General features: G+C 55.3%; 19 protein-coding genes. 15 read left to right on the top strand and 4 right to left on the bottom strand.

The features are described from left to right. Positions 1-5: 5 nt before the first annotated feature. Entirely contained in the window at positions 6-611 is a 606-nt protein-coding gene (locus USF70_RS16010; RefSeq protein ID WP_320717453.1) for an ankyrin repeat domain-containing protein, read from the bottom strand. 320 nt (positions 612-931) lie between these two features. On the opposite strand from USF70_RS16010, the gene USF70_RS16005 reads away from it, so the two are divergent. Beyond that, positions 932-1,861, top strand: a complete 930-nt coding sequence (locus tag USF70_RS16005; RefSeq protein ID WP_033146353.1) for a LysR substrate-binding domain-containing protein — start codon at positions 932-934, stop codon at positions 1,859-1,861. Here USF70_RS16005 and USF70_RS16000 read toward each other — a convergent pair. Beyond that, on the bottom strand, positions 1,858-2,016 hold the full coding sequence (locus tag USF70_RS16000) for a YqaE/Pmp3 family membrane protein (protein WP_023308917.1): 159 nt from the start codon (positions 2,014-2,016) through the stop codon (positions 1,858-1,860). The two genes, USF70_RS16005 and USF70_RS16000, sit on opposite strands and share 4 nt — an antisense overlap. A gap of 179 nt (positions 2,017-2,195) precedes the next feature. Here USF70_RS16000 and USF70_RS15995 point away from each other — a divergent pair, with 179 nt between their 5' ends. From USF70_RS15995 to USF70_RS15985, 3 genes are all read left to right on the top strand, one after another. Continuing rightward, positions 2,196-2,495 carry an ArsR/SmtB family transcription factor gene (locus USF70_RS15995; protein ID WP_029742056.1) on the top strand — a complete coding sequence of 100 codons (300 nt, stop codon included), beginning with the start codon at positions 2,196-2,198 and terminating at the stop codon, positions 2,493-2,495. A gap of 9 nt (positions 2,496-2,504) precedes the next feature. Then, positions 2,505-3,026, top strand: coding sequence for a rhodanese family protein (locus USF70_RS15990; protein WP_320735794.1), 522 nt, complete (start codon positions 2,505-2,507; stop codon positions 3,024-3,026). Between the two features lie 79 nt (positions 3,027-3,105). Then, complete coding sequence (locus USF70_RS15985) at positions 3,106-3,285, top strand: hypothetical protein (protein WP_023308920.1); 180 nt, start codon at positions 3,106-3,108, stop codon at positions 3,283-3,285. A gap of 38 nt (positions 3,286-3,323) precedes the next feature. Here USF70_RS15985 and stpA read toward each other — a convergent pair whose 3' ends face one another. After that, the gene (gene stpA / locus USF70_RS15980; RefSeq protein WP_320735793.1) at positions 3,324-3,728 is read right to left on the bottom strand and encodes a DNA-binding protein StpA; all 405 of its coding nucleotides are present in this window, start codon (positions 3,726-3,728) and stop codon (positions 3,324-3,326) included. A 495-nt stretch (positions 3,729-4,223) separates the two neighbouring features. On the opposite strand from stpA, the gene alaE reads away from it, so the two are divergent. Next, positions 4,224-4,673 carry an L-alanine exporter AlaE gene (gene alaE, locus USF70_RS15975; protein WP_246946573.1) on the top strand — a complete coding sequence of 150 codons (450 nt, stop codon included), beginning with the start codon at positions 4,224-4,226 and terminating at the stop codon, positions 4,671-4,673. A gap of 32 nt (positions 4,674-4,705) precedes the next feature. Here alaE and USF70_RS15970 read toward each other — a convergent pair whose 3' ends face one another. Beyond that, a complete protein-coding gene (locus tag USF70_RS15970; protein WP_023308923.1) occupies positions 4,706-5,050 on the bottom strand; it encodes a DUF2002 family protein in 345 nt (114 codons plus the stop codon). A 160-nt stretch (positions 5,051-5,210) separates the two neighbouring features. Between USF70_RS15970 and USF70_RS15965 the strand changes: the two genes are divergently transcribed. From USF70_RS15965 to mprA, 10 genes are all read left to right on the top strand, one after another. After that, a complete protein-coding gene (locus USF70_RS15965; protein ID WP_023308924.1) occupies positions 5,211-5,537 on the top strand; it encodes a DUF883 domain-containing protein in 327 nt (108 codons plus the stop codon). A 242-nt stretch (positions 5,538-5,779) separates the two neighbouring features. Next, positions 5,780-6,019, top strand: coding sequence for a glutaredoxin-like protein NrdH (gene nrdH / locus USF70_RS15960; RefSeq protein WP_045889183.1), 240 nt, complete (start codon positions 5,780-5,782; stop codon positions 6,017-6,019). Beyond that, a complete protein-coding gene (nrdI, locus tag USF70_RS15955) occupies positions 6,016-6,426 on the top strand; it encodes a class Ib ribonucleoside-diphosphate reductase assembly flavoprotein NrdI (RefSeq protein ID WP_021241965.1) in 411 nt (136 codons plus the stop codon). The genes nrdH and nrdI overlap by 4 nt, the downstream gene beginning before the upstream one ends. Then, positions 6,399-8,543 carry a class 1b ribonucleoside-diphosphate reductase subunit alpha gene (gene nrdE, locus USF70_RS15950; protein WP_320735792.1) on the top strand — a complete coding sequence of 715 codons (2,145 nt, stop codon included), beginning with the start codon at positions 6,399-6,401 and terminating at the stop codon, positions 8,541-8,543. The genes nrdI and nrdE overlap by 28 nt, the downstream gene beginning before the upstream one ends. 9 nt (positions 8,544-8,552) lie before the next feature. Continuing rightward, positions 8,553-9,512 carry a class 1b ribonucleoside-diphosphate reductase subunit beta gene (nrdF, locus tag USF70_RS15945; protein WP_023333169.1) on the top strand — a complete coding sequence of 320 codons (960 nt, stop codon included), beginning with the start codon at positions 8,553-8,555 and terminating at the stop codon, positions 9,510-9,512. Positions 9,513-9,843: 331 nt separating this feature from the next. Further along, a complete protein-coding gene (gene proV / locus USF70_RS15940; protein ID WP_167818907.1) occupies positions 9,844-11,055 on the top strand; it encodes a glycine betaine/L-proline ABC transporter ATP-binding protein ProV in 1,212 nt (403 codons plus the stop codon). Next, positions 11,039-12,109 (top strand): glycine betaine/L-proline ABC transporter permease ProW, encoded by a 1,071-nt coding sequence (gene proW, locus USF70_RS15935; protein ID WP_320735791.1) that lies wholly within the window; start codon positions 11,039-11,041, stop codon positions 12,107-12,109. Before proV ends, proW begins: the two co-directional genes overlap by 17 nt. Before the next feature lie 9 nt (positions 12,110-12,118). Continuing rightward, positions 12,119-13,114 (top strand): glycine betaine/L-proline ABC transporter substrate-binding protein ProX, encoded by a 996-nt coding sequence (gene proX / locus USF70_RS15930; protein ID WP_320735790.1) that lies wholly within the window; start codon positions 12,119-12,121, stop codon positions 13,112-13,114. A 214-nt stretch (positions 13,115-13,328) separates the two neighbouring features. Then, entirely contained in the window at positions 13,329-14,513 is a 1,185-nt protein-coding gene (locus tag USF70_RS15925) for an MFS transporter (protein ID WP_320735789.1), read from the top strand. 313 nt (positions 14,514-14,826) lie between these two features. Beyond that, positions 14,827-15,357: a transcriptional repressor MprA gene (gene mprA, locus USF70_RS15920; RefSeq protein ID WP_023333174.1), complete on the top strand. Its 531-nt coding sequence runs from the start codon at positions 14,827-14,829 to the stop codon at positions 15,355-15,357. Positions 15,358-15,383 lie beyond the last annotated feature (26 nt).

The following is a 15,383-nucleotide window of genomic DNA, read 5'->3' as shown; positions in this document are numbered from 1 at the left end:
ATGCGTTATGCGCCCGCCGCCAGCAGCAGGTCAGCTATTGCATCGAAGCCTTTTTCCCGCGCCAGCTCGAGCGGGGTTTTGCCGTATTTGTCGGTCATGTGCGGGTTCGCGCCGTGATCCAGCAGCAGCTTGACGATCTCCTGCTGCTTTGCGCCGCCGTCGTTGAGCACGATCGCTTCCAGCAGCGGCGTCCAGCCAACAAAGTTGGTGTGGTTGACGTTGATATCCGTTTTTTCCAGCAGCTCGCGCACGATCTCCACGTGCCCCTTTTCACTGGCAGGGGTAATGCCCACGCCGCCAAAGCGCGTCAGGCGATCGAGATCCGGATTTGCCGGAAGGACAAGGCGCAGCAGGGTGATATCGTTGGTCAGGCAGCTAATCAGGAAAGGGTTAAAGCAGGTCTGATCCTGTTTATCAATATCCGCCCCGGCGGCAATTAATAACTCCACGCAGTCATAATGCTTTTTCAGGCTGGCAATAATAACGGCGGTTCTTTTCTGTCGATTGGTGGCGTTAATATCCACGCCTTTCTCCAGACAGGCTTTTAGCGCATCGCTATTGCCCTCTTCTGCCGCCAGCAGAAATTCAGTAACGAGTTCGTTCGCAGACATATTCAGACTCCCGATGTTTTTATTTCTGTTGACCTGAGAATAGCAACAGCCTGGTCATAAAAGAATCCGCTTAAAAATGATTCATCGACAGTCAATTCATTGTTGAGGTAAATTCAATAAACTGGTTAAAACGTGCGTCTGTGCAACCTTTTTCTTATGTTTCTCCGCTTTTTAGCGCTTCTGGCTGCATTATGCTTATGCCTGACGAAGCCTTACTGCGTGCGGCTTTCGACAAAGAGTCAGAACTGTGATCGGCTTCAAATGCGTTGTAACGACGCTGTTAAAATATGTTCAAAACTGATGGCTGAAGGGAGTGAGATATGAATTCCATCTTTACCGAGGAAAACCTGCTGGCCTTTACTACCGCCGCACGCTTCGGCAGCTTCAGCAAAGCCGCCGCCGAACTGGGCGTGACGACCTCTGCCATCAGCTACACCATTAAGCGCATGGAGACCGGGCTGGACGTGGTGCTGTTCGTCCGCAGCACGCGCAGCATTGAGCTGACCGAGTCCGGGTTTTACTTTTACCGTAAGGCCACCGACCTGCTGAACGACTTTCACGCCATCAAGCGCGGGATTGATACCATTTCTCAGGGCATTGAGGCGCGGGTGCGCATCTGTATCAACCAGCTTTTGTATACCCCACGCCACACGGCGCGGCTGCTGCAGGTGCTGAAAAAGCAGTTTCCCACCTGTCAGATCACCGTGACCACCGAGGTCTACAACGGCGTCTGGGACTCCATCATCAACAACCAGGCCAACATCGCGATTGGCGCGCCGGACACGCTGCTGGACGGCGGCGGGATTGATTACACAGAGATCGGCGCCATTCGCTGGGTGTTTGCCATCGCGCCGGAACACCCGCTGGCGTTCACCCCGGAGCCAATAGCGGAAAGCCAGCTGCGCCTGTATCCCAACATCATGGTGGAAGATACCGCGCACACCATTAACAAAAAGGTTGGCTGGCTGCTGCACGGGCAGGAGGCGATTCTGGTCCCGGACTTTAACACCAAATGTCAGTGTCAGATCCTGGGCGAAGGGATTGGCTTTTTGCCGGAATACATGGTCCGCGAGGCGGTAGACGCGGGGCTGCTGGTCACCCGACGGATTAACAACCCGCGTCAGGACTCGCGCATGCTGCTCGCCACGCAGCATGCCGCAACCGGCCAGGTCACGCGGTGGATCAAGCAGCAGTTTGGTCCGGCGGGGGTGCTGACCGATATCTATAGCGATTTACTGTGGCGCGCCTAGCTTTTGCTCTGTACCCAAAACGCGTGAATGAGGCCGGGGAAGTAGCCCAGCAGCGTCAGAAGAATGTTGATAATAAACGCCCAGCCAAATCCTTTACCCAACAGCACGCCCAGCGGCGGTATGAGGATCGTAAAAACAATACGCCAAAATCCCATATAAACACTCCGTTCAATCTAATCCATTGAAAATAATAAAGAGAACGCTGTAAGCATAGCCAGTTTATTCGTCTGTACCAGTTCCGGGCCTCGCGTTTACCCTCTTTTACGCTTTTGACGCTGGTTTAATGCACTGGATTAGTTTAGCATTCACTTAATTAAGCAAACACTAAACTATCATGACCGAACTCGAACAGCTTCAGGCCAGCGCCGGGCAGGCCGCCACACTTTTAAAAGCGATGAGCAACCCGCGTCGGCTGCTGATCCTCTGCACCCTGTGCGGAGCGCCCGGCACCAGTGCGGGGGAGCTTGCGCGAGCCACGGGGCTAAGTCCTTCCGCCACGTCGCAGCATCTGGCGCGCATGCGTGAGGAAGGGCTTATCGACAGCACCCGCGACGCGCAGCGCATTCTCTATTCCATTAAAAACGATGCGGTACATCAGCTTATCAGCACCCTGAAAACCCTTTATTGTCCGTAAGGAGCCGCCATGTCACTTCCTCTTCTTTCACCGCGCCAGGCCAATGCCCGGGTCGCTGAAGGCGCAAAACTGATTGATATTCGTGATGCCGACGAGTACGCCCGCGAGCATATTCCCGCCGCGCGGTCCGTGCCGCTGGATACCTTACCCGGCGCACTTAACGCGCAGGCGGGCGATACGGTGATTTTTCACTGCCAGTCCGGCGCCCGGACGTCGGGGAATGCCGAGCGCCTTGCTCAGGCCGCCGCGCCCGCAGAGGCATTTGTGGTCGAGGGGGGGATTCAGGGCTGGAAGCTGGCGGGGCTGCCAACCGTCGAAGACAAGTCCCAGCCGCTGCCGCTGATGCGTCAGGTGCAAATTGCCGCCGGGCTGTTAATACTCTGTGGCGTGGTGCTGGGCTATAGCGTCTCCAGCGGCTTTTTCCTGCTCAGCGGTTTTGTCGGAGCCGGGCTGCTGTTCGCCGGTGTGACGGGTTTTTGCGGCATGGCGCGACTGCTCAAGGTGATGCCATGGAATCGGCGTACCTCATAAGCAGTAATCGGTGAATTACGCTGTACCCGGCGTCATGCGTGGGCTAAGGTGAAGATCGCTAAAACGATGAGGAGGTAATATGTTTTCTGTCGGTGATTATGTGCAACCGCGTAAAGGCGGCCCGAAACTGAAAGTGCTCGAAGTGAACGGTGACAGCATTGTGGCGGTCCAGGCCAGCAATGAGCAAGGCGAGAAATATACGCTGAAAGCCGCCGACGTGGCGCCTTATACCGAAGAAGGCGATTTCGGCGTCTGCTGAACAGTCAGCCGGGCGGCGTGTTCCGCCCGGCTCATCCGTTAGATCAGAAAATCATCCAGTGATTTACCGTCTGCCAGCGCGTTGGCGATAGGCTTCGGCGTGCGGCCCTGGCCGGTCCACGTTTTCTCTTCGCCGTTCTGGTCAATAAAGCGATATTTTGCTTCACGCGGCTTACGCTTTTTCGCTGGCTTACCCGCCTGCGCCAGTTCAGAACCCAGCAGGTCAGTCGGGGAAATACCATCGGCTTTCATCCGCTCCAGCAGCGCATTAATTTTTTCCTGCTGCTCAGCACGCTGCTGCTCTAATTCCGTCAGCTCGCTGCGTTTCTCTTCAGTAACGACCCTGACCTTTTCCAGCATTTCCTCAAGAACGTCCAGGGATAATTCTCGCGCCATGGCGCGCAGGGTTCGGATATTATTAAGATTCTGTAACGTCAAAGACATATTATTTGAAAACCTTTTCTTTGGGGGATAAATAGATAAATCGCCGACAGAATAATTCATTTGAGTTGAAATATCTACCCAAGGGTCCGTACGGGCATCAGCGTTAATATATTTAGAACTCGCTGTTAATAATAGCGCAAGGCGCTGACAGGACACCGGTGAATCCAATCACCACATTAATATAAATAGCCAACTTTAATCCAAACCACAGCATACTCCACCGCTATCAGGTGGGGATTCCTGCCTCTCGCCACCGAAAAAACAAGTGATTGATTTTAATATAAAAACCATCAAACGAGACAGATTATAACGTTCGGAACAAAAAACGAACAACTTTAGAGGATTTTGTGGACAAAAGGCGATTAAATAAAAATTAATCACTAGTTGTTAGTTCAAACACAGAGATATACGCTATACACGTCAAACAAACCAACCTAAAGCACTAACCGCTGAAGGAAAATCGTTTCTTTTGTGTTCTTCTCAAGGAGTTCAGACATGTTCTCGCCGCAATCTCGCCTGCGCCACGCGGTGGCGGATACTTTCGCGATGGTTGTTTACTGTTCCGTCGTGAACATGCTGATCGAAATATTCCTCTCCGGAATGTCCTTCGAGCAGTCGCTTTCTTCTCGTCTGGTGGCGATCCCGGTCAATATTATTATTGCATGGCCTTACGGTTTATACCGCGATGCGGTAATGCGTTTCGCGCGTCGTATCAGTCCTGCAGGCTGGGTGAAAAGCCTGGCGGACGTTCTGGCGTATGTGACGTTCCAGTCGCCGGTTTACGTAGCCATTCTCCTGACAGTCGGTGCAGACTGGCACCAGATCGCTGCGGCGGTGAGTTCGAATATTGTTATTTCGATGTTGATGGGAGCCGTTTACGGCTATTTCCTCGACTACTGCCGCCGCCTGTTTAAGGTCAGCCAGTACAGCCAGGCAAAAGCGTGATGTGAAGCGACTGGCGCACGCCAGTCGCGGATTTACTGTACGTCGCCAAACAGTCCCTTCAAAAATCGCTCCAGCGCCATACGCGAACTGAAACCGTGCGGAATACCATAATGCTCATGCCGTTCACCGCCTAAATAGAGCGGAAATTGCTGATAATGATCGCAGGTTTTAATATCCGAGGCAGGCTCAGCAAATGACAGACTTCTGTCTTTCAGCGTCGGGTGAATAATGAGAGCGGTACGTCCCATTCTTGCTTCGCGATTAACATAAACATAATTCTCGCCGCGGCGATATCCATACGCTTTTGGCGTCACCTCATCCATGGTGAATCCCTCTTTTTCAAGAACGCGTGCCACCTCGTCAGGTCGTAAATACATATCTTTTCCTCGTTATCTTTTCCTGCCCGGCAACCTTACAGTATTCAGCAATAGCAGGGCTTTCAGAATAGTCCATAAACTGCCGGATAACGCGTGATGCGCTTCAGATATTAAATTTCTGAACTAAACTGAACGGGAACACAAAATTACGGAGGATCGTATGTTTAACAGACCGAACCGAAACGATATTAACGACGACGCTCAGGATATTCGTAATGATGTCAGCCAATTAGCGGACACGCTGGAAGAGGTGCTGAAGTCCTGGGGAAGTGACGCGAAGGACGAAGCGGATGCCGCAAAGCGTAAGGCTCAGTCTCTGCTCCGTGAAACCCGCGCCCGTATGAACGGACGTTCACGCGCCACGCAGGCTGCCTGCGACATGGCAAGCTGTGCTACGACCTTCGTGCGTGAAAAACCGCTATGTACTCTGGGAACCGTCGCGGCGGTCGGCATCTTCGTCGGTGCCCTGCTCAGCCTGCGTAAATAATCCCGCGTATTCTGCCCCGGTAGCCTCAGGCGCCGGGGCATTTTTATGCCCGTTAGCCTGAAAAACCCGTACAGCCTGCCCTGCCCCGCTGTGCTCATCACAGGGGCGATATCAATCTAAATTTCCCATATCTTGTATGGTTGAAACTTAAGACATCTACATCTAGTATTCCTTTAGCAAGATATACACAACCCGACGCGATGATTCGCGCCGTACCCTCATTTTAAATGGAAATACGAATCATGAGCATTATTATTTACACTCGTAACGATTGTGTTCAGTGCCACGCGACCAAACGGGCAATGGAAAGCCGCGGCGTGGCGTTTGAAATGGTGAATGTTGACCAGGTCCCCGAGGCTGCAGATACCCTGCGCAAGCAGGGTTTTCGTCAGCTGCCGGTGGTGGTCGCCGGGGAAACAAGCTGGTCTGGCTTCCGCCCGGACATGATTAACCGCCTGAGCGCTCAGGCCGCCCGGGCATGAGTGGGCTGGTTTTCTTCTCCAGCAGCTCGGAAAACACGCTCCGCTTTATTGAGCGCGTCGGGCTGCCTGCGGTGCGCATTCCGCTGAACGAGCGGGAGCGGATACGGGTAGAGGAACCTTACATTCTGGTAGTGCCCAGCTATGGCGGCGGCGGTACGGCAGGAGCCGTGCCTCGCCAGGTGATCCGCTTTCTGAACGATCCTCATAACCGCGGGCTAATCCGCGGCGTGATCGCGGCGGGGAATCGCAATTTTGGCGATGCCTTTGGTCGCGCCGGGGATGTCATTTCTCAAAAATGCGGCGTGCCGTATCTCTATCGTTTTGAGCTGATGGGGACACAGCAGGACGTCGAAAACGTGCGTAAAGGAGTGAACGAATTTTGGCAACGACAACCGCAGAACGGGTGATTCAGGCGACACCGGATTACCACGCATTAAACGCCATGCTTAACCTCTACGATCGGCAGGGGCGCATTCAGTTCGATAAAGATCGTGAGGCGGTGGACGCCTTTTTTGCCGCCCACGTGCGGCCCAACAGCGTGACGTTTGCAAGCCAGAATGAACGTCTCGACTATCTGGTTAACGAGGGCTACTACGACGCGCGCATGCTCACACGCTACGACCGCGCCTTTGTGGTGAAGCTGTTTGAGCGCGCCCACGCCAGCGGCTTTCGTTTCCAGACCTTCCTCGGCGCGTGGAAGTATTACACCAGCTACACCCTGAAAACCTTTGACGGTAAACGCTACTTAGAGAGCTTTGAAGATCGCGTGGCGATGGTGGCGCTGACCCTGGCGCAGGGTGATGAAGCGCTGGCGGAGCAGCTCGCCGACGAGATCCTTTCCGGACGCTTCCAGCCCGCCACGCCGACCTTCCTCAACTGCGGCAAAGCCCAGCGCGGCGAGCTGGTCTCCTGCTTCCTGCTGCGTATCGAAGACAATATGGAGTCGATTGGCCGCGCGGTGAACTCGGCGCTGCAGCTTTCCAAACGCGGCGGCGGCGTGGCGTTTCTGCTCTCTAACCTGCGTGAAGCGGGCGCGCCGATCAAGCGCATCGAAAACCAGTCCTCCGGCGTGATCCCGGTGATGAAGATGCTGGAAGATGCCTTCTCCTATGCCAACCAGCTTGGCGCGCGTCAGGGCGCGGGCGCGGTTTACCTGCATGCGCATCATCCGGACATTCTGCGTTTTCTTGATACCAAACGCGAAAACGCCGACGAAAAAATTCGCATCAAAACCCTGTCGCTCGGCGTGGTGATCCCGGATGTCACTTTTAAACTGGCCAAAGAGAATGCCGAGATGGCGCTCTTCTCGCCGTACGACATCGAGCGTATTTACGGCAAAGCGTTTGGCGACGTGGCCATCAGCGAACTTTATGACGAACTGGTGGCCGACGATCGCATTCGCAAAAAAACCATCAACGCCCGCGATTTCTTCCAGCGGCTGGCGGAGATCCAGTTTGAGTCCGGCTATCCGTACATCATGTTTGAGGATACGGTGAACCGCGCGAACCCGATTGCCGGGCGCATCAACATGAGCAACCTGTGCTCGGAAATTTTGCAGGTCAACAGCGCGTCAGCCTACGACGAGAACCTGGACTACGCGGACATCGGCAAGGATATCTCCTGCAACCTCGGGTCGCTGAATATTGCCCACACCATGGATTCCCCCGACTTTGGCCGCACGGTGGAGACCGCCATTCGCGGGCTGACGGCGGTATCGGACATGAGCCACATCCGCAGCGTGCCGTCTATTGAAGCGGGCAACGCCGCATCGCACGCCATCGGCCTGGGGCAGATGAACCTGCACGGCTATCTGGCGCGGGAAGGCATCGCCTACGGCAGCCCGGAAGGGCTGGATTTCACCAACCTCTATTTTTACACCATTACCTGGCACGCGCTGCACACCTCGATGATGCTGGCGCGCGAGCGCAGCCAGCGGTTCGCGGGCTTTGAGCAGTCCCGCTACGCCAGCGGGGAATATTTCAGCCAGTACCTCGAAGGCGACTGGCAGCCGAAAACCGAAAAAGTACGCGAACTGTTTGCCCGAGCGGGGATTACCCTGCCGACGCGCGAGATGTGGCAGCAGCTGCGAGACGAGGTGATGCGCTACGGCATTTATAACCAGAACCTGCAGGCCGTCCCGCCGACCGGATCGATTTCCTACATCAACCACGCCACGTCGAGCATTCACCCGATCGTATCGAAAATTGAAATTCGAAAGGAAGGCAAAACCGGGCGCGTTTACTACCCTGCCCCGTTTATGACCAATGAGAACCTGGCGCTGTATCAGGACGCGTATGAGATCGGCCCGGAGAAAATCATCGATACCTACGCCGAAGCGACAAAACATGTGGACCAGGGGCTGTCGCTGACGCTGTTCTTCCCGGACACCGCCACCACGCGGGATATCAACAGAGCGCAAATCTACGCCTGGAAGAAAGGCATCAAAACGCTCTACTACATTCGCCTGCGCCAGCTTGCGCTGGAAGGCACCGAAATCGAAGGCTGCGTGTCCTGCGCGCTGTAAGGAGAAAGGATGAAACTGTCACGCGTGAGTGCCGTTAACTGGAACAAAATCCAGGACGATAAAGACCTGGAGGTATGGAACCGCCTGACCAGCAACTTCTGGCTGCCGGAAAAGGTTCCGCTCTCCAACGATATTCCGGCCTGGCAAACGCTCGGCCACGCCGAACAGCAGCTGACGATCCGCGTTTTTACCGGCCTGACGCTGCTGGACACCATTCAGAATACCGTCGGTGCACCGGCTCTGATGAGCGACGCGCTGACGCCGCACGAAGAGGCGGTGATGTCGAACATCAGCTTTATGGAGGCGGTGCATGCCCGCTCCTACAGCTCGATTTTCTCGACCCTTTGCCAGACCAAAGACGTGGACGCAGCCTACGCCTGGAGTGAAGAGAGCGAGTCACTACAGAGAAAGGCGGAGCTGGTTCTGGAATATTACCGCGCCGACGAGCCGCTGAAGAAAAAGATCGCCAGCGTGTTCCTGGAATCTTTCCTCTTCTATTCCGGCTTCTGGCTGCCCATGTACTGGTCGAGCCGGGGCAAGCTCACCAACACCGCCGATTTGATTCGGCTCATCATTCGCGATGAAGCGGTGCACGGGTATTACATTGGCTATAAGTATCAGAAAGGGCTGGAGAAAGTCAGCGAGGCGAAGCGCGAGGAGCTTAAAGGCTTTGCGCTCGATTTGCTGATGGATCTCTACGACAACGAGCTGAGCTATACGGAGGAACTCTACGCCGGCACCGGCTGGGAGGACGATGTGAAGGCCTTCCTCTGCTACAACGCCAACAAGGCGCTGATGAACCTGGGCTACGACGCGCTTTTCCCGCCGGAGATGGCGGAGGTGAACCCGGCGATTCTGGCCGCGCTGTCGCCCAATGCCGACGAAAACCACGATTTCTTCTCGGGATCTGGCTCATCGTATGTGATGGGCAAAGCGGTGGAAACCGAGGATGAAGACTGGGATTTTTAATGAACGCTAACGTTCGTTAATTTAATATAAACCCAACAATTCCCTCTCTAATATTTACAAAACAACTACACTGTAATTTCCACGTCATATTCGCCTGAATCATTTCGATTCAGGCGAAATTTCCCGATGCAGCAGCAAAAAAATGAGAAAAATTCAAACCGCCCTCAGCCCTTTATTCATGGGAAATTCAGCCGTTTCGCTTACGTCAAAATTCCGCACTTAGCCCGACTCAGGGTTGTCTCAGATTCTCAGTATGTTAGGGTTATGCCCGTTAACAATTTACCATGGTAATCATATCGGCATAAACAAATAACAGGACACTCTCTATTGCATGGCAATTAAATTAGAAGTGAAAAATCTTTATAAAGTATTTGGCGAGCACCCGCAGCGCGCATTCAAATATATTGAGAAAGGCCTTACGAAAGAGCAAATTCTGGAAAAAACCGGGCTATCGCTTGGCGTTAAAGACGCCAGTCTGGCCATTGAAGAAGGCGAGATTTTTGTCATCATGGGATTATCCGGTTCGGGTAAATCCACTATGGTTCGCCTTCTCAATCGCCTGATTGAACCCACCCGCGGGCAGGTGCTGATTGACGGCGTGGATATCGCCAGAATATCAGACGCAGAGCTTCGCGAGGTGCGCAGAAAGAAGATCGCAATGGTGTTCCAGTCATTCGCGCTGATGCCACACATGACGGTGCTGGATAATACCGCTTTCGGCATGGAATTAGCCGGCACGCCGGCTCAGGAACGTCAGGAAAAAGCCCTTGATGCGCTGCGTCAGGTCGGGCTGGAAAATTATGCGCATGCGTACCCGGATGAACTTTCCGGCGGTATGCGTCAGCGCGTGGGATTAGCCCGTGCATTAGCCATTAATCCAGACATATTATTAATGGATGAAGCCTTCTCCGCCCTCGATCCGTTAATTCGCACCGAGATGCAGGATGAGCTGGTAAAATTACAGGCTAAACATCAGCGAACGATTGTCTTTATTTCCCACGATCTGGATGAAGCCATGCGTATTGGCGACCGCATTGCCATTATGCAAAACGGTGAAGTGGTGCAGGTCGGCACGCCGGATGAAATTCTCAATAATCCGGCGAACGATTATGTGCGCACCTTCTTCCGCGGCGTGGATATTAGCCAGGTCTTTAGCGCCAAAGATATTGCCCGTCGAACGCCAAACGGCATTATCCGTAAAACGCCAGGCTTCGGCCCGCGCTCGGCGCTGAAGCTGCTGCAGGATGAAGACCGTGAATACGGTTATCTGGTTGAACGCGGCAATAAATTTGTTGGCGTTGTCTCCATCGACTCCCTGAAAACGGCTCTGACTGAGAACCAGGGAATCGATGCGGCGTTAATTGACGCTCCGCTTGCCGTGGACGCCGAAACGCCGCTCAGCGAGTTGCTCTCTCACGTGGGCCAGGCACCGTGCGCCGTACCGGTCGTGGGTGAGGAACAACAGTACGTCGGCATCATCTCAAAAAGGATGCTGCTGCAGGCTTTAGATCGCGAGGGGGCAAACAATGACCGATCAATCTAACCCGTGGGGCGCCACTGAGGCAGCGGACAGCGCTGCGCAATCTGCCGACGCGTGGGGTTCCACGCCAGCGCCGACCGATGGCGGCGGCGCGGTAGACTGGCTCAACAGCGCACCCGCGCCTGCGCCAGAACACTTCAACATCATGGATCCGTTCCACAAAACGCTGATCCCGCTGGACAGCTGGGTCACGGAAGGGATCGACTGGGTGGTCACCCACTTCCGTCCGGTCTTCCAGGGGATCCGCGTCCCGGTGGATTACATCCTGAACGGCTTCCAGCAGCTGATGCTGGGCATGCCGGCGCCGGTGGCGATTATCCTGTTCTCCCTGATCGCCTGGCAGTTCGGTAGCGCAGGGATGGGGATCGCCACGCTTATCTCTCTGATCGCTATCGGCGCGATTGGCGCATGGTCGCAGGCGATGATCACCCTGGCGCTGGTGCTGACCGCTCTGCTCTTTTGCATTGTCATCGGCCTGCCGATGGGGATCTGGCTGGCACGCAGCCCGCGAGCGGCGAAGATAATTCGCCCGCTGCTGGATGCGATGCAGACTACCCCGGCGTTCGTCTATCTGGTGCCTATCGTGATGCTGTTCGGCATCGGCAACGTGCCGGGCGTGGTGGTGACCATTATCTTCGCCCTGCCGCCGATTATTCGTCTGACCATTCTGGGGATCAACCAGGTGCCTGCGGACCTGATCGAAGCGTCACGCTCGTTCGGCGCCAGCCCGCGCCAGATGCTGTTTAAGGTTCAGCTTCCGCTGGCGATGCCGACCATCATGGCGGGCGTTAACCAGACGCTGATGCTGGCCCTGTCGATGGTGGTGATCGCCTCGATGATCGCCGTTGGCGGTCTGGGTCAGATGGTGCTGCGCGGCATTGGCCGTCTCGATATGGGGCTGGCCACCGTCGGCGGCGTCGGCATTGTGATCCTCGCCATCATTCTTGACCGCCTGACCCAGGCCGTCGGTCGTGATTCACGCAGTCGCGGCAACCGTCGCTGGTATACCACCGGTCCTGTCGGGTTACTCACCCGCCCTTTCACGAAATCAAAATAAGGAACAACGATGCGACATAACGTACTTTTTGCCACAGCGTTTGCCACCCTTGTCTCCACCAGCGCGTTTGCGGCTGACCTGCCTGGCAAAGGCATTACCGTACAGCCGGTGCAGAGCACCATTTCGGAAGAGAGCTTCCAGACCCTGATCGTCAGCCGCGCGCTGGAGAAGCTGGGCTACACGGTTAACACGCCGAGCGAAGTGGACTACAACGTAGGCTACACGTCGATTGCCTCCGGTGACGCCACCTTTACCGCGGTGAACTGGCAGCCGCTGCACGACGACATGTATGCCGCCGCCGGTGGCGACAAGAAGTTCTATCGCGAAGGGACCTTCGTGACGGGCGCAGCGCAGGGGTATCTGATCGACAAAAAAACCGCCGATAAGTACCACATCACCAACATTGAACAGCTGAAAGATCCGAAGATCGCCAAACTGTTCGACACCAACGGTGACGGCAAGGCCGACATGATGGGCTGCTCGCCGGGCTGGGGCTGTGAAGCGGTGATTAACCACCAGAACAAAGCATTCGATCTGGCGAAAACGGTCGACGTGAGCCACGGCAACTATTCAGCGATGATGGCCGACACCATTGCCCGCTTCAAAGAGGGTAAACCGGTGATCTACTACACCTGGACGCCGTACTGGGTAAGCGACGTGCTGAAGCCGGGCAAAGATGTGGTATGGCTGCAGGTGCCGTTCTCCTCCCTGCCGGGCGAGCAGAAAGATATCGACACCAAGCTGCCGAACGGCATGAACTACGGCTTCCCGGTGAACACCATGCATATCGTGGCTAACAAAGCCTGGGCGGAGAAAAACCCGGCGGCGGCGAAGCTGTTCTCGGTGATGAAGCTGCCGCTGGCGGACATCAATGCCCAGAACGCAATGATGCATGCGGGCAAATCGTCTGAAGCGGATGTGAAAGGCCACGTCGACGGCTGGATCAAAGCCCACCAGCAGCTGTTTGACGGCTGGGTGAAAGAGGCGCTTGAAGCGCAGAAGTAAAAACAAAACCCTCCCCCTCACCCTAACTCTCTCCCAGAGGGAGAGGGCACGATGACCTCCCTCTCCCCTTGGGAGAGGGCCGGGGTGAGGGGATCAAACCGCACAATCTACCTAAACCGCACAATACATCACCCAACAATCCCCCCACTTTCACAATCATTAGCTATTATGGTTTCCGGAAAAATAATCACTCAACTAACGATTCCTGAAACTAATGACAAAAACAGCTCAAGGGCTTAGCCCCGCACTCATCCTTTTAATGTCCGTGGCAACGGGTCTGGCGGTCGCCAGCAACTATTACGCACAACCCCTTCTCGACACCATCGCCCGCGCGTTCAATCTCTCCGCCAGCTCCGCAGGCTTTATCGTTACCGCAGCACAGCTGGGCTATGCCGCCGGGCTGCTGTTCCTGGTGCCGCTCGGCGATATGTTTGAACGCCGAATGCTGATCGTCTCCATGACCCTGCTGGCCGCCGGTGGGATGCTGATCACCGCCAGCAGCCAGTCGCTGACGATGATGATCGTCGGAACCGCGCTTACGGGGCTGTTCTCCGTCGTGGCGCAAATCCTGGTCCCGCTCGCCGCGACCCTCGCCTCTCCGGAAAAACGCGGCAAGGTGGTGGGCACCATCATGAGCGGCCTGCTGCTGGGGATTTTGCTGGCGCGTACCGTTGCCGGGCTGCTGGCAAGCCTCGGCGGCTGGCGCACCGTATACTGGGTGGCGAGCGTGCTGATGGTCGTCATGGCGCTGGCGCTGTGGCGCGGGCTGCCAAAAGTGAAGCAGGAAAACCACCTGAACTATCCTCAGCTGCTGGCCTCCGTTTTCAGCCTGTTTAAGCAGGACAAGCTTCTGCGTACCCGCGCCCTGCTGGGCTGTTTCACCTTCGCTAACTTCAGCATTCTCTGGACGTCGATGGCGTTTTTGCTGGCCGCGCCGCCGTTCAATTATTCCGAAGGGGTGATTGGCCTGTTCGGCCTGGCCGGTGCCGCAGGCGCGCTGGGGGCACGCCCCGCTGGCGGGCTGGCCGACAAGGGCAAATCCCACCTGACCACCTCAGCAGGGCTGGTTTTACTTCTGCTCTCCTGGGCGGCGATCTGGTACGGACACATCTCGGTGCTGGCGCTGATCGTCGGTATCCTGGTGCTCGATCTCACCGTTCAGGGCGTTCACATCACCAATCAGACCGTCATCTATCGCGTGAAGCCAGAGGCGCGTAACCGCCTGACGGCCGGATACATGACCAGCTACTTCATCGGCGGCGCAGCGGGTTCGCTTATTTCAGCGTCGGCGTGGCAGCATGCGGGCTGGTCGGGGGTATGCGCGATCGGGGCCATCGTCGCCACTCTCAACCTGCTAGTATGGTGGCGCGGTTATCACCGCCAGGATGCAATTAACTAACATTTACATTGAGTTGGCCTCTTAGGGTGTTAAGAGGCCCTTCACTCTGTTAATGTAAACGTAATCATTTATCCCAGAAATTTTAATGTGGGTGACATATTTACAATCGGCATGAATAGTTCAGACCCCCGTCCTCACATCCTCTCTTCAGCGGGTTCACACCCAACGCTTTCTGTGCTCACCGGGTCACGGACTTACCCGGCGCTTTCTGATGGTGACATAAGTTTGGCGGATATAACCGCACAAATAATTCATTTACATTATTTGTCACTATCGTTACTATATCGGCTGTAATTAATGAGGTTATGCCCAAATGGATAGTTCGTTTACGCCCATTGAACAAATGCTTAAATTCCGCGCCAGTCGCCATGAGGACTTCCCGTATCAGGAAATCCTGCTGACTCGCCTGTGCATGCACATGCAGGGTAAGCTACTGGAAAACCGTAATAAAATGCTGAAAGCTCAAGGGATTAACGAGACGTTGTTTATGGCGTTGATTACGCTGGAGTCTCAGGAAAATCACAGCATTCAGCCTTCCGAACTGAGCTGCGCGCTGGGCTCCTCCCGTACCAATGCGACCCGTATTGCCGATGAACTCGAAAAGCGCGGCTGGATTGAGCGCCGTGAAAGCGACAACGATCGCCGCTGCCTGCATCTGCAACTGACCGATAAAGGTCACCAGTTCCTGCGCGAGGTGCTGCCACCTCAGCACAATTGCCTGCACAAACTCTGGTCTGTCCTCAGCACCGCCGAGCGCGACCAGCTTGAGCACATCACTCGCAAGCTGCTCACCCGTCTGGACCAGATGGATGAAGACGGCGCCGTTCTTGAGGCGCTGCGCTAACGCGACGACACGCTCACCATTCCAGA

Origin of the sequence: Enterobacter sp. 237C8 (assembly GCF_034106865.1) — a bacterium.
In the GTDB taxonomy this organism is placed as follows: domain Bacteria; phylum Pseudomonadota; class Gammaproteobacteria; order Enterobacterales; family Enterobacteriaceae; genus Enterobacter; species Enterobacter asburiae_B.
Note: the sequence above shows the minus strand (reverse complement) of the source record. Positions and strands in the feature narration are given on the sequence as shown.